Source organism: Bacillus sp. FSL H8-0545 (assembly GCF_038006105.1).
Taxonomy (GTDB): Bacteria; Bacillota; Bacilli; order Bacillales; family Bacillaceae_G; genus Bacillus_A; species Bacillus_A cereus_U.
This window is the reverse complement of record NZ_JBBOUO010000001.1, coordinates 4,005,837-4,020,536: the sequence shown is the minus strand read 5'-3', so window position 1 is coordinate 4,020,536 and position 14,700 is coordinate 4,005,837. Positions and strand designations below refer to the sequence as shown.

Sequence of the window (14,700 nt, the reverse complement as noted above, 5' to 3'; positions counted from 1 at the left end):
GATGATGAATGAGAAAACGGGTGATTAAGTTGAATAGAGCGATCGGTGTTATTGATTCAGGAGTGGGCGGTTTAACAGTAGCGAAGGAATTAATTCGTCAGTTGCCGAAAGAGCGTATTATATATTTAGGAGATACAGCACGTTGCCCTTATGGTCCGCGTTCTCGTGAAGAAGTGCGTCAATTTACGTGGGAAATGACGGAGCATTTATTAGATTTAAATATCAAAATGTTAGTTATTGCGTGTAATACAGCAACTGCGGTTGTATTAGAAGAAATGCAGAAACAATTACCAATTCCAGTAGTTGGAGTTATTCATCCAGGATCACGTACAGCTTTAAAAGTGACAAATACGTATCATGTTGGGATTATTGGAACGATTGGAACAGTAAAAAGTGGTGCCTATGAAGAGGCGCTAAAGTCTATTAATAACCGTGTTATGGTAGAAAGTTTAGCTTGTCCACCTTTCGTTGAGCTTGTAGAGAGTGGGAATTTCGAAAGTGAAATGGCGTATGAAGTTGTAAGAGAAACATTGCAACCGTTGAAAAGTACTGACATTGATACACTTATTTTAGGGTGTACACATTATCCGATTCTAGGTCCTGTTATTAAAAAGGTAATGGGGGATCAAGTACAATTAATTAGTTCGGGTGATGAAACAGCGCGTGAGGTAAGCACGATTTTATACCATAGTAAGATGTTAAATGAGGGAGAAGAACAAAGTGATCACCTCTTCTTAACGACTGGTAAAATAGGTCTGTTTAAAGAAATTGCATCAAAGTGGTTCGGTCAGCCGATTGAAAATGTGAAGCATATTAATTTAGAAACAGAATAATAGTAGACTCATATAAGAGAACTCCTGAGAAATCAGGGGTTTTTTCTGTGTAAGTGGCTATAGCTTGTTCTAAAATATGAAACAGCTCGTATACATAATAGTACAAACTTAGATTTTAGGGGGGAATGGCATGCCTAAATCCACTTTTAAATGGGTTGTTGGTGCTACTGTGAGTGCGATTTTATTATCAGGGTGTGGCTTGTTAAATCAAGAGAAAGCGACAGAACAAATTGATCCGCCAAAAAAAGTTACGTATACAGAAGGTGAAAAGAAAGAAACAGCTAAAAAAGATAAACAAGGGCAAACAGTAAATAGAGAGTTATACCTCGTTGATAAAAATGGATATGTCGTACCGCAAACTATTGCAATGCCTACTCCGAAAGCAAATGAAGTTGTACAGCAAACGTTAGAGTATCTTGTGAAAGATGGACCAGTCACAAATTTATTGCCGAATGGATTTCGAGCAGTCCTTCCAGCGAATACGACGATGACCTTAAATTTGAAAAAGGGCGGGACAGCAGTAATTGATTTCTCTAAAGAAATGAAAAATTATTCAAAAGAAGAAGAGCGTCAAATTATTGAATCAGTAGCGTGGACTTTGACTCAATTTACAGAAATAAAACAAGTGCAGTTCCAAATAAATGGTGAAAAGTTAGCGAAGATGCCTGTTGCGGGTACACCGCTTGGTGAAGGTGTAAGTCGTGCGAATGGAATTAACTTTGATGATGAACAAGTAGCAGATGTAACGAATACAAAACCGGTTACACTTTACTATATGGCGCAAAATAATAATAAGCAGCAATATTACGTACCGGTAACAAGACGCGTTGCAGAAGGAAAAGAAAATGATTACTCGGCAATTGTGAATGAGCTTGTAAAAGGTCCGATTCACGGTTCGTTACTAAATGATTTTAATCCGGGAGTTAAGCTTATTACGAATCCGAAAGTGGAGAACGGAAATATTACATTAAACTTTAATGAAAATATATTTGTGAACCAAGACAAAAGTATGATTTCAAATTACGTATTGAAATCGTTGGTCTTATCTTTAACGGAAAAACAAGGTGTGAAAAATGTTTCTATTGAAGTGAATGGGAAAGCGAACCTTACGGACGAGAAAGGTGAAAAGTTAATAAAACCTGTCAATCGTCCACAAAACGTAAATACAGGTAGTTTTTAATCGTGAATAATTTGATATACTTATGTAAGAAAGGGGAATTGCTTTTTGAGTTCCCCTTCTTTTATTGTTATACATATCGTACATTTAAATTTGGCTATACTAATAAGAGTATTTATGAGGGGGTTATTTTTATGCGAGTAGATGGTAGAGGACAAGCAGAGCTACGCCATATACATATTCATACAAATTATTTAAAACATCCAGAGGGATCGGTGCTAATTGAAGTTGGGGATACAAAGGTAATTTGTTCAGCGACAATTGAAGAGCGTGTACCGCCGTTTATGCGTGGAGAAGGAAAAGGCTGGGTAACAGCAGAGTACTCAATGATTCCACGTGCGACAGAGCAACGTACAATCAGGGAGTCAAGTAAAGGGAAAGTAACAGGGCGCACAATGGAGATCCAGCGTTTAATTGGACGAGCATTGCGTGCGGTTGTTGATTTAGAAGCGCTTGGCGAAAGAACGGTTTGGATTGACTGTGATGTAATTCAAGCGGATGGCGGAACGAGAACAGCTTCTATTACAGGTGCTTATGTAGCGATGGTATTAGCTTTTGAAAAATTATTGCAAGCAGACAAAGTATCTAAAATTCCGGTGAAAGATTATTTAGCGGCAACGTCAGTAGGTGTTGTTGAAGAACAAGGTGTCGTTTTAGATTTAAATTATGCTGAAGATTCTAAAGCAGACGTTGATATGAACGTTATTATGACTGGAAAAGGTCAGTTTGTTGAAGTACAAGGAACTGGAGAAGAAGCGACGTTTAGCAGAGCTGAATTAAATGAATTACTTGATGCTGCTGAACAAGGGATTTTCCAACTTGTTGAAAAGCAAAAAGAAGCATTAGGTGACATCGTATCTCATATAGAGTAGAGGTGGAAAATATGAAGCAAGTTGTTGTAGCGACGAAAAATCTTGGGAAAGTACGTGAGTTTGCCGAGTTATTTGAGAGATTTGACTTAGAAGTGAAATCTTTACACGATTTTCCTCATATTGAAGAAGTCGAAGAAACTGGTGAAACATTTGAAGAAAACGCAATTTTAAAAGCGGACAGTCTTAGTAGACAGTTGAATTCCATCGTAATTGCGGATGACTCTGGTCTTATTGTAGATGCCTTAAACGGGAAGCCAGGTGTATATTCAGCTCGTTTTGCTGGAGAGCCGAAAGATGATCAGGCGAATATAGATAAAGTGTTACAAGGGTTAACTGACGTCGATTTAGAAAAACGTACAGCTCGTTTTTACTGTGCGCTAGCAGTTGCTTTCCCTGAAGCTGATAAAGAGCCGGTTATTGTAAACGGAACGTGCGAAGGGAAAATCTTAGAACAGCGCCGCGGGGAAAATGGTTTCGGATACGATCCGATTTTTTATGTAGAAGAATATAAAAAAGCGATGGCGGAGCTAAGCTCAGATGAGAAAAATACGATTAGTCACCGCGGGCGTGCTCTTCGTAAATTAGAAGGAAAAATCCCAGAATGGTTTTTAGAAGAATAAGGGAGAGAGATTGATGAAAGCTTTAATCGTAAGCGATAGTCATAGCTCTGTGAAGGAATTACAGCAGTTAAAAGAGAAGTACGAAGGGAAAGTAGATGTCATGATTCATTGTGGTGATTCAGAGCTAACGCCTGCTCACGAAGAGCTGCAAGGTTTCCATGTTGTAAAAGGGAATTGTGATTATGCTAACTTTCAAGATGAAATTGTAACTGATGTAGATGGAATTCGTTTCTTAGTTGTACACGGTCATCGTCATAATGTGAAAATGACGTTACAAACGTTAGCGTATCATGCAGAAGAAGTAGGAGCGCAAGTAGCATGCTTTGGACATTCTCATGTATTAGGGGCAGAATTAATTGATGGGATTTTATTTATTAATCCAGGAAGTATTTTGCTCCCGCGCTCTCGTGTGGAAAAAACTTTCGCTTTATTAGAAATGGATGAAAATCATATAGAAGTTCGTTTTGAAACATTAGACGGACAGCTGGTGGAACAAGCAATTTTTAAAAGAGGATAAGAAAAATTATCCTCTTTTAAAAAAGTGTTGACTTTATAAGTGGTTATGAATATAATAAATATTGTCGATAGGGCAACGGCGCTAACGAAGAAAAATAAAATAACATATGCGGGTGTAGTTTAGTGGTAAAACAAGAGCCTTCCAAGCTCTGGTCGAGAGTTCGATTCTCTTCACCCGCTCCATGTCCCAGTAGCTCAGCCGGATAGAGCATACGCCTTCTAAGCGTACGGTCGGGAGTTCGAATCTCTCCTGGGACGCTAACAAAACCTTGTTATCTTTTGATAACAAGGTTTTTTGTTTGTTTTAAATTAGTTATTAATAAATTTTTCAAAGACAAAACCGTAATCTTTCACGTTATATTGCTTTTTCGTATCAACGAGCCAGTTAAAGGCGATCTCATTCATCTCTTTAAATTGTTCTGCTAAATTCACTTGTGCATTTGTAATGCGGCTAAAAGTGTTAGAGGCCATATCTAAACTTTTATGCGCATACTGCAATGTAATGTCGTTGTCGTATGAAATTTCTTCGATTTTAAGAAGAGCCTTATATAAATCTTTTAATTCTTCAATATGTTTTTTATGAACATCAATTGAGTAATGCTCATCTCCCATATGAAATTTAATTTCTACATCTAAATCAATTGTGCCTGCAGTTTCGAGTGCGACGTTTTTAATTTGATATTTACTATAGCTATATCGGCGTAGTGTACGTTTTTTGCTTGTGGCACTTGTACCATCTAGATGAATTAATCCTTTGTTTGTGAAACAATATTCATCGGATTTTGATTTAATAAGAAAGTAAATTTTCTCCCCATCTTCATGCATCACGTAATCATCAGCATCAACCTTATCATAATCTTTTGGTGTAATGACAGAACCTACATCGCTTAATCCTAAAACATCAGCAGCCATTTTTTTGAACATATATAATCCCCCTTATAAATTAAATTCTTAATTGTACAAAAATATATTAACATGATTTTAAACTTATTTTTGAAATCTTACAACTCTGTAAGGTAAGTGTAAGGAAGTTCGATGGTAACGAATTACTAATCCTATATAATGAAGATAACAACGATAAATGAGGAGGAAGAGATGATGAAGGGATTAATCGTAACGGGTTTAACAGTAGCTTTTGGGTTTGTGGCGTATGAAAAGTTAACATATGTAATTGATGTTGTAAAACATTTAGTAGCGTAGAAAAAACTGCCATGAGAGGGAAAGAGAATGAGTGAATGAATGGAATGGTTATTTGGAATTATAGGTACTTGTAGTGTAGTTTTATTGTTCTTTGTCCCGAGTGGTATACTTAGTTCGACAACAAGTTTGTTCTTTTTAAGTTTGTTTGCTTGTACGATGCTTATTATTATGTTTTTAATGAAGCGAAGTAAACCGATCTTCTATTTTAGCATGATTGTTATGGCAATTATTTTTCTCCAAATTATTACCCTTGTTATATACCCCACAATTATAAAAGCTTTCCATTAATGATGAATCCTCTGCTTCTGTTGCTGAGGGTTTTTGTTTGTGAAAAATGAATTTCATTTAAAAGTTTGTTGCTTTTTTGTTACGAAAATAGAATATTCCTATATTTCAAATAAATAATTTTGGAATGTTGTGTTCTCATTACGCATTTGATATATTTACTTTGAAGATCATTAAAATCTAGAAAAAGAGGCGGACGTATGGATAAAAAAGAAAATACGGTCGTATTGTTTCCGCAACTATCAGAACGCTATATTGATAAAGGTTTTTTAGCGTTGAAAGAGCGGGAATTCGAAGATGCATTGCGCTGCTTTGAAATATTACGTCAGTATAATGCAGAAACGGAACAAACAGAATTAGCTTCAGTTATTTGTTTGCTAGAATTAAAACGTATGGAAGAAGCGAAAGAAAAATGTGAGCAGTTGCTTGAAACAGGAGCTGTATTATTTGGTGATATTCTTGAAACGTATGTAACTATTTTAGTTCAAACAAATGATTATGAAGGTGTCATCGAAACTGTTGAGGACGTTTTGCAAACGAAAGATATAATTCCTGAGCAAAAGGAAAAATTGGCGCAGCTTGCTTTGTTTGCGCAAGGGATGCTGAATGAAGAAGATATACCGCTAGTGGATTCGAATTTTGAATTAGAAGAATTTACCGAGGGGCTTTTTGGAGAAAACTTTGGTCAAAAGCTAAGAGTGATCCAGAAACTTTCGTTAAAAGACCTGGATCTCGCACTTCCTACTTTAAAGAAATTTTTAATAGACGAAGATCAGCACCCTTATTTAAAAACTTCTATTTTGTATAAAATGGTAGAAAATCAAATAGAAGAAGAGATAGAAGTAGAGAAGTTTGGGAATACGATAAAGCTGATTCCAGCGTTTGCGGGTCATAATGAGGAGCAATCCGATAAAATTATACATAAATTCTCAAACCGATTAGAGCAAAATTATCCAGATATATTTGATGCGATGGTTACATACTGGAAAGAATTACAAATTAGCATTTTCCCATTCCCTCTATTAATGGACAAAGTAGAAATTTGGGCTGCCGTCTTAGAGAGAATTGGAAGAAAGCGTTTCGGATTAGCTATTGATGAAGAAGAACTTATGACAGCATACAATATTGAGTTTGAGGAATTTCATATTGCCTATCAATGGTTACTGCGCATTGAAAGAGAAGGGTATTTGCCCGTATAATTATGAAAAAGAATCGTTCAGTTATTGAAACGAGCACATTCTATGTTATAATGTAAGGGTTGCAAAAGGCAGAAATCTGCCTGTTTGTAAGAGAAGAGGAGTATAATTCTCTTACTTAATATGTTTCATATTAGTCTCGAACAAAATATACCGTAGTTGTCTTTTAGGCAATTAGTAGATTGGAACATTGTATCTGAAAGCTTTTGCTAGAGGATTATTTGTACATTTGTTATTTCAAAAAAGAGATAATAAAAATCTTAATCTATAGAGGTATGTGCATACATTATTATAGTTGGAGGGAAAGAATAAATGTCTACAAAATGGGAAAAATTAGAAGGTAACGTTGGCGTTTTAACAATCGAAGTTGATGCTAAAGAAGTAAATAACTCTATCGACGCTGCATTCAAAAAAGTAGTAAAAACAATTAATGTACCAGGTTTCCGTAAAGGAAAAATGCCTCGTCCATTATTCGAACAACGCTTTGGTATTGAATCTTTATACCAAGATGCTTTAGATATCATCTTACCAAAAGCATACGGTGAAGCAATCGATGAAGCTGGTATCTTCCCAGTTGCTCATCCTGAGATTGACATCGAGAAATTCGAAAAAGGCCAAAACTTAATTTTCACTGCAAAAGTTACTGTAAAACCTGAAGTTAAATTAGGTGATTACAAAGGTTTAGCAGTAGAAAAAGTTGAAACAACTGTAACTGACGAGGATGTAGAGAACGAAGTAAAAGCTTTACAAGAGCGTCAAGCTGAACTAGTTGTTAAAGAAGAAGGAACTGTTGCAGATGGTGATACAGCTGTAATCGACTTCGAAGGTTTCGTTGATGGCGAAGCATTTGAAGGTGGAAAAGGCGAAAACTATTCTCTTGCAATCGGTTCTGGTACTTTCATCCCAGGTTTCGAAGAGCAAGTAATTGGTCTTAAATCTGGTGATTCTAAAGAAGTTGAAGTATCATTCCCAGAAGAGTACCATGCTGCTGAATTAGCTGGTAAACCAGCAACGTTCAAAGTAACAATTCACGAAATCAAAACAAAAGAACTTCCTGAGTTAAACGACGAGTTCGCTAAAGATGCTGACGAAGAAGTTGCAACTCTTGATGAATTAAAAACAAAACTTCGTACAAACTTAGAAGAAGGCAAAAAGCACGAAGCTGAGCACAAAGTACGTGACGAAGTAGTAGAATTAGCTGCTGCTAACGCTGAAATCGACATTCCAGAAGCTATGATCGACACTGAGTTAGATCGTATGGTTCGTGAATTCGAGCAACGTTTAAGCCAACAAGGTATGAACCTTGAGCTTTACTACCAATTCACAGGTACTGACGCTGACAAATTAAAAGAGCAAATGAAAGAGGATGCACAAAAACGTGTAAGAATCAATCTTGTTCTTGAAGCAATCATTGAAGCTGAAAACATCGAAGTTACTGAAGAAGAAGTAACTGCAGAAGTTGAAAAAATGGCTGAAATGTACGGTATGCCAGTAGACGCTATCAAGCAAGCTCTTGGAAGCGTAGACGCTTTATCTGAAGATCTTAAAGTGCGTAAAGCTGTAGACTTCTTAGTAGACAACGCTGCATAATAAAATAACAAGGCGCGATTTTAATCGTGCCTTGTTTTATAAATATAGAAATATATTTATAAAACTTTTCGATGAAGAAGGAAAAGTTCCTTTGTAAGTCGAATATACATATTTCAAAAGTTTTAAAATTTTTTTGTTTGTACATAACTAGTCATATTATTTGTATTTCTCGCCACGTAGTGACATAATATGTATTTACATACGATACATTTATCGTGTACATACGAAGGCAAGAGGTTAGCACTTTGTAAGGGGTGTGAAAATATGTTTAAATTTAATGATGAAAAAGGTCAATTAAAATGTTCTTTCTGTGGTAAAACACAAACGCAAGTTCGAAAGCTAGTTGCAGGTCCAGGTGTTTACATTTGTGACGAGTGTATCGAGCTTTGTACTGAAATTGTACAAGAGGAGCTTGCGAAGGACGAAGAAGTAGAATTCAAAGATGTACCGAAACCGGTAGAAATTCGTGAAATCTTAGATGAGTATGTCATCGGACAAGATAACGCGAAAAAAGCTCTAGCGGTAGCGGTATATAACCATTACAAACGCATTAATTCTAACAGCAAAATTGATGATGTAGAATTGGCGAAGAGTAATATTTCACTTATTGGGCCAACTGGTAGTGGTAAAACATTATTGGCACAAACATTAGCGCGTATTTTAAATGTTCCATTTGCGATCGCGGACGCAACATCTTTAACGGAAGCTGGATATGTAGGGGAAGATGTAGAAAACATCTTACTAAAATTAATCCAAGCAGCTGATTATGATGTAGAGAAAGCGGAAAAAGGAATCATTTATATTGATGAGATTGATAAAGTGGCACGTAAGTCCGAAAATCCATCGATTACACGTGATGTATCTGGTGAAGGCGTACAGCAGGCACTTCTGAAAATTTTAGAAGGTACTGTAGCAAGCGTTCCACCTCAAGGTGGTCGTAAGCACCCGCATCAAGAGTTTATTCAAATTGATACAACGAACATCCTATTCATTTGTGGTGGAGCGTTTGATGGCATCGAGCCTATTATTAAACGTCGCCTTGGTGAGAAAGTAATTGGATTTGGTGCTGAGAAGAAAAATGCTGATGTAACTGAGAAGCATGTTTTATCTCACGTTTTACCAGAGGATCTTTTAAGATTCGGTTTAATTCCGGAGTTTATCGGTCGTCTTCCAGTTATTGCGAACCTAGAGCCGCTTGATGAAGATGCTCTTGTAGATATTTTAACTAAACCGAAAAATGCACTTGTTAAGCAATTCCAAAAACTATTGGAGCTTGACGATGTTGAGTTAGAGTTTGAAGAAGGTGCACTAGTTGAGATTGCGAAAAAAGCAATTGAACGTAAAACAGGTGCTCGTGGACTTCGTTCTATTATTGAAGGCTTGATGCTTGATGTAATGTTCGAACTGCCATCTCGCAAAGATATCGAGAAGTGTATTCTTACGAAAGAAACAGTAGCTGATAATGAACCGCCGAAATTGGTGTTACAAGACGGCACTGTACTTGATACAAAAACATCTGCATAATGCGAAGAAGAAACAGCAATTTTTATAATTGCTGTTTTTCTTTATGTTTAGCACTATTCCTCCCAGGAAATACTAAAAGGTAAAACATAGCGGGAGGAAATGAATTATGAGCTGGACAAATATATTTTTACTTGTTCAACTTGTTTTTGGCGTAATTGTCGGATTGTATTTTTGGCACTTACTTCGAAATCAGCGAACACAAAAAGTTTCAATTGATCGAGAATCGAAAAAAGAATTAGAGCAGCTTCGTAAAATGCGTGAGGTTTCTTTAACAGAGCCACTTGCAGAAAAGGTACGTCCTACATCCTTTATAGATATTGTAGGGCAAGAAGACGGGATTAAGTCGTTAAAAGCGGCTCTTTGTGGTCCTAATCCGCAACATGTGATCATATACGGTCCGCCAGGTGTCGGAAAGACAGCGGCAGCACGCCTTGTATTAGAAGAAGCGAAACGAAATCCGAAATCTCCATTTCGTACAAATGCAACATTTATCGAACTTGATGCAACGACAGCTAGGTTTGATGAGCGTGGTATTGCGGATCCATTAATTGGTTCAGTGCATGACCCGATTTATCAAGGAGCAGGTGCAATGGGGCAAGCGGGTATTCCGCAACCGAAAAAAGGGGCTGTAACAGATGCGCATGGTGGTATTTTGTTCATTGATGAGATTGGTGAATTACATCCAATTCAAATGAATAAAATGCTAAAGGTGTTAGAAGATCGGAAAGTATTTTTGGAAAGTGCGTACTATAGTGAAGAAAATTCGATGATTCCAACGTATATACATGATATTTTTCAAAAAGGTTTACCTGCAGATTTTCGCTTAGTTGGTGCAACGACGCGTTCACCAGAGGAAATTCCTCCTGCAATTAGGTCGCGTTGTTTAGAAGTGTTCTTCCGTGAGTTAGATACAGAAGAAATTCAAAAAGTAGCGAAAAATGCAGCTGACAAAGTGGAGATGCAAGTAGGTGAGAACGGTATCGAAATGATTGGAATGTATGCAAGAAATGGACGAGAAGCAATTAATCTCGTGCAAATTTCTGCTGGTATGGCGATAAATGAAGAACGACCTTTCATTAAAGATGAAGATATTGAGTGGGTTGTTCATTCTAGTCAGCTTACACCAAAGTACGAAAAACGTATTTATCCAATTCCGAGAATCGGTCTTGTGAACGGGCTTGCTGTATATGGGCCGAATACAGGTACGTTATTAGAAATTGAGGTAACAGCTATTCCTGCGAAAGATAAAGGGTCAGTGAATGTCACTGGAATTGTAGAAGAGGAAAGTATTGGTAGTCAAACGAAATCAATCCGCCGTAAAAGTATGGCGAAAGGTTCTGTTGATAATGTGTTAACAGTCCTTCGTTCTCTAGATGTGTTGCCAGAAGGGTATGATATACATATTAATTTTCCTGGTGGTATCCCGATTGATGGTCCGTCAGCAGGTATTGCTATGGCAACAGGTGTCTATTCAGCGGTGCATCGTACGTATGTGAATAATGAAGTAGCGATGACAGGTGAGATAAGTATCCACGGAGAAGTGAAGCCTATTGGTGGTGTGTACGCAAAAATAAAAGCTGCGAAAAAAGCGGGAGCTAAGAAAGTCATCATTCCGGCTGAAAACATGCAACCATTTTTGTATACAATAAAGGGAATTGAGATCATTCCTGTTCGCAAATTAAAAGAAGTATTTGAATTAACATTTATGCAGGAAAATATGCATCGTGAGCTTGATGCACATACTGCTTTGGACGAAACAGATGCGCAATCAATGTGAGAATATACAATAATAAAAATTTGCCAGACTTCGTTTAAGTTTGTATGCTTAAGCGGAGTCTTTTTTCTTTTCGTGAGGCACAAAAAAACAGGGGATTTACAATTGCGAAGAATCTCTGCAATTGCATCTAGATGTATTGTAATATAAAATAGTTGAACAGGAGTTTAATTTATTATGGAGGTGCTATGTCTAGTATGAATACGAATGAAAGAATTGTGCCCCTCCTACCATTAAGAGGCATTCTCGTATATCCAACGATGGTTCTGCATCTTGATGTAGGACGTGATAAATCGATACAAGCACTAGAGCAGGCGGCAATGGATGAAAATATCATCTTTTTAGCAATGCAAAAAGAAATGAATATCGACGATCCGAAAGAAGATGACATATATAGTGTAGGTACAGTGGCGAAAGTGAAGCAAATGTTAAAATTGCCGAACGGTACGCTTCGTGTCCTTGTAGAAGGTTTACATAGAGCAGAAGTAGTAGAGTTTATCGAAGAAGAAAATCTGGTACAAGTTTCTATTAGAACAGTAACTGAAGAAGTAGAAGATGATTTAGAAGAGAAGGCTCTTATGCGTACGTTACTGGAGCATTTCGAACAATATATTAAAGTTTCGAAAAAAGTTTCAAATGAAACATTTGCAACGGTAGCTGATGTAGAAGAACCCGGAAGACTAGCTGATTTAATTGCTTCTCACTTACCGATTAAAACGAAGCAGAAACAAGAGATTTTAGAGATTGTATCTGTGAAAGAACGACTACATACACTTATTTCAATTATTCAAGATGAACAAGAGTTACTTAGCCTAGAAAAGAAAATTGGACAAAAAGTGAAACGTTCAATGGAGCGCACGCAAAAAGAATATTTCTTACGTGAGCAAATGAAGGCGATTCAAACTGAACTTGGTGATAAAGAAGGCAAGGGCGGGGAAGTTGAAGAACTTCGTGAGAAAATTGAACAGTCGGGAATGCCTGAAGAAACAATGCAGGCTGCACTGAAAGAATTAGATCGTTATGAAAAGTTACCTGTAAGTTCTGCTGAGAGCGGTGTAATTCGTAATTATATTGATTGGTTATTAGCGCTTCCGTGGACAGAAGCAACAGAGGATATGATTGACCTCACTCATTCGGAAGAAATTTTAAATAAAGATCATTACGGTCTTGAAAAAGTGAAAGAGCGAGTACTTGAATATTTAGCTGTACAGAAGTTAACGAATTCATTAAAAGGACCAATTCTTTGTCTAGTAGGACCTCCTGGGGTTGGGAAAACTTCGTTAGCACGTTCTATTGCAACATCGTTAAATCGTAATTTTGTACGTGTTTCTCTTGGTGGTGTGCGCGATGAATCTGAAATTCGTGGTCACCGTCGTACATATGTAGGAGCGATGCCAGGACGTATTATTCAAGGTATGAAAAAGGCGAAAACAGTTAATCCAGTCTTCTTATTAGATGAGATTGATAAAATGTCTAACGATTTCAGGGGAGACCCATCAGCGGCGTTACTTGAAGTGTTAGATCCAGAGCAAAACCATAACTTCAGTGATCATTACATTGAAGAGCCATATGATTTATCGAAAGTTATGTTCGTTGCAACTGCTAATACACTTGCAAGTGTTCCTGGCCCATTGCTTGACCGTATGGAAATCATTTCGATTGCTGGTTATACAGAACTTGAAAAGGTGCACATTGCTCGTGAGCATTTATTGCCGAAACAATTAAAAGAGCATGGCCTACGAAAAGGTAATTTGCAAGTGCGTGATGAAGCGCTTCTTGAAATTATTCGTTATTATACACGCGAAGCTGGTGTTCGTACGTTAGAGCGTCAAATTGCAAAAGTTTGCCGTAAAGCAGCAAAAATTATCGTTACAGCAGAACGCAAGCGCATTGTTGTAACAGAGAAAAATATTGTTGATTTACTTGGTAAGCATATATTCCGTTATGGTCAAGCTGAAAAAACAGACCAAGTTGGTATGGCAACAGGTTTAGCTTACACAGCAGCGGGCGGCGATACACTTGCAATTGAAGTGTCTGTAGCGCCAGGAAAAGGGAAATTAATTTTAACAGGGAAACTTGGGGATGTTATGAAAGAATCCGCACAAGCCGCGTTTAGCTATATTCGTTCTCGTGCAGAAGAACTTCATATTGATCCGGATTTCCATGAGAAAAACGATATTCATATTCATGTTCCAGAAGGAGCAGTTCCAAAAGATGGACCGTCAGCAGGTATTACGATGGCAACGGCACTTATTTCTGCACTAACAGGTATTCCTGTAAGTAAAGAAGTTGGTATGACAGGTGAAATTACACTTCGTGGTCGTGTATTACCAATTGGTGGTTTGAAAGAAAAAACATTAAGTGCTCACCGCGCGGGATTAACAAAAATTATTTTACCGGCGGAAAATGAGAAAGATTTAGATGATATTCCAGAGAGCGTAAAAGAAAACCTTACGTTTGTGCTTGCATCTCATTTAGACGAAGTATTGGAGCACGCATTAGTAGGAGTGAAACAATGAAAGTAACAAAAGCAGATATTGTAATTAGTGCCGTTAAACCGGAACAATATCCAGACAGTGATTTACCAGAAATTGCCTTAGCAGGTCGTTCTAATGTCGGGAAGTCTTCCTTTATTAATAAAATTTTAAATCGTAAAAAGTTAGTACGTATTTCTTCTAAACCAGGAAAAACGCAAACGCTGAACTTTTTCTTAATCAATGAAATGATGCATTTTGTTGACGTTCCAGGTTATGGATATGCGAAAGTATCTAAAACAGAGCGCGCGGCATGGGGCAGAATGATTGAGACTTACTTTACAACACGTACCCAATTAGACGCAGCTGTATTAGTAGTTGATTTACGTCACCAACCAACAAAAGATGACATTATGATGTATGATTTCTTAAAGCACTATGAAATCCCAACAATTATTATTGCAACGAAAGCCGATAAAATTCCGAAAGGGAAATGGCAAAAGCATTTAAAAGTTGTAAAAGAAACGCTTGCTGTTGAAATTGGCGATGAAATCGTTCTATTCTCTTCTGAAACAGGTCTTGGAAAAGAAGAAGCATGGAAAGCAATTCATAAAATGACAAAAACAAAAAACGCGTGAC

General features: G+C 37.2%; 13 protein-coding genes and 2 tRNA genes. 14 read left to right on the top strand and 1 reads right to left on the bottom strand.

Annotation, left to right across the window (positions count from 1 at the left end; translation table 11 throughout):
* Positions 1–20 precede the first annotated feature (20 nt).
* The 7 genes from racE to MHI07_RS21040 all read left to right on the top strand — a co-directional run bounded on the left by racE (position 21) and on the right by MHI07_RS21040 (position 4,276).
* Complete coding sequence (racE, locus tag MHI07_RS21070; protein ID WP_002015338.1) at positions 21–833, top strand: glutamate racemase; 813 nt, start codon at positions 21–23, stop codon at positions 831–833.
* Between the two features lie 130 nt (positions 834–963).
* Positions 964–2,013, top strand: coding sequence for a GerMN domain-containing protein (locus tag MHI07_RS21065; protein WP_340826070.1), 1,050 nt, complete (start codon positions 964–966; stop codon positions 2,011–2,013).
* Positions 2,014–2,144: 131 nt separating this feature from the next.
* Positions 2,145–2,882 carry a ribonuclease PH gene (rph, locus tag MHI07_RS21060; RefSeq protein WP_001261778.1) on the top strand — a complete coding sequence of 246 codons (738 nt, stop codon included), beginning with the start codon at positions 2,145–2,147 and terminating at the stop codon, positions 2,880–2,882.
* Positions 2,883–2,893: 11 nt separating this feature from the next.
* Entirely contained in the window at positions 2,894–3,502 is a 609-nt protein-coding gene (locus MHI07_RS21055; protein ID WP_340826067.1) for an XTP/dITP diphosphatase, read from the top strand.
* 13 nt (positions 3,503–3,515) lie between these two features.
* The gene (locus MHI07_RS21050; RefSeq protein ID WP_002160329.1) at positions 3,516–4,019 is read left to right on the top strand and encodes a metallophosphoesterase; all 504 of its coding nucleotides are present in this window, start codon (positions 3,516–3,518) and stop codon (positions 4,017–4,019) included.
* Positions 4,020–4,127: 108 nt separating this feature from the next.
* Positions 4,128–4,201, top strand: a tRNA-Gly gene (locus MHI07_RS21045).
* 1 nt (position 4,202) lies between these two features.
* Positions 4,203–4,276 (top strand) — tRNA-Arg (locus tag MHI07_RS21040).
* Between the two features lie 51 nt (positions 4,277–4,327).
* On the opposite strand, the gene MHI07_RS21035 is transcribed toward MHI07_RS21040, so the two are convergent.
* A complete protein-coding gene (locus MHI07_RS21035; RefSeq protein WP_002160347.1) occupies positions 4,328–4,942 on the bottom strand; it encodes a PH domain-containing protein in 615 nt (204 codons plus the stop codon).
* Positions 4,943–5,257: 315 nt separating this feature from the next.
* Here MHI07_RS21035 and MHI07_RS21030 point away from each other — a divergent pair, with 315 nt between their 5' ends.
* The 7 genes from MHI07_RS21030 (at position 5,258) to yihA (ending at position 14,699) form a co-directional block, all read left to right on the top strand.
* Positions 5,258–5,506, top strand: a complete 249-nt coding sequence (locus tag MHI07_RS21030; RefSeq protein ID WP_002112074.1) for a hypothetical protein — start codon at positions 5,258–5,260, stop codon at positions 5,504–5,506.
* A 197-nt stretch (positions 5,507–5,703) separates the two neighbouring features.
* Entirely contained in the window at positions 5,704–6,702 is a 999-nt protein-coding gene (locus tag MHI07_RS21025; protein ID WP_002160348.1) for a hypothetical protein, read from the top strand.
* A 309-nt stretch (positions 6,703–7,011) separates the two neighbouring features.
* Positions 7,012–8,289, top strand: a complete 1,278-nt coding sequence (gene tig, locus MHI07_RS21020; protein WP_002112071.1) for a trigger factor — start codon at positions 7,012–7,014, stop codon at positions 8,287–8,289.
* 264 nt (positions 8,290–8,553) lie between these two features.
* Entirely contained in the window at positions 8,554–9,813 is a 1,260-nt protein-coding gene (clpX, locus tag MHI07_RS21015; protein WP_340826058.1) for an ATP-dependent protease ATP-binding subunit ClpX, read from the top strand.
* A gap of 106 nt (positions 9,814–9,919) precedes the next feature.
* Complete coding sequence (gene lonB / locus MHI07_RS21010) at positions 9,920–11,590, top strand: ATP-dependent protease LonB (protein ID WP_002112070.1); 1,671 nt, start codon at positions 9,920–9,922, stop codon at positions 11,588–11,590.
* A 185-nt stretch (positions 11,591–11,775) separates the two neighbouring features.
* Entirely contained in the window at positions 11,776–14,106 is a 2,331-nt protein-coding gene (gene lon / locus MHI07_RS21005; protein ID WP_002112067.1) for an endopeptidase La, read from the top strand.
* Positions 14,103–14,699 (top strand): ribosome biogenesis GTP-binding protein YihA/YsxC, encoded by a 597-nt coding sequence (yihA, locus tag MHI07_RS21000; RefSeq protein WP_002088829.1) that lies wholly within the window; start codon positions 14,103–14,105, stop codon positions 14,697–14,699. Before lon ends, yihA begins: the two co-directional genes overlap by 4 nt.
* The last annotated feature ends 1 nt before the right edge of the window (position 14,700 follow it).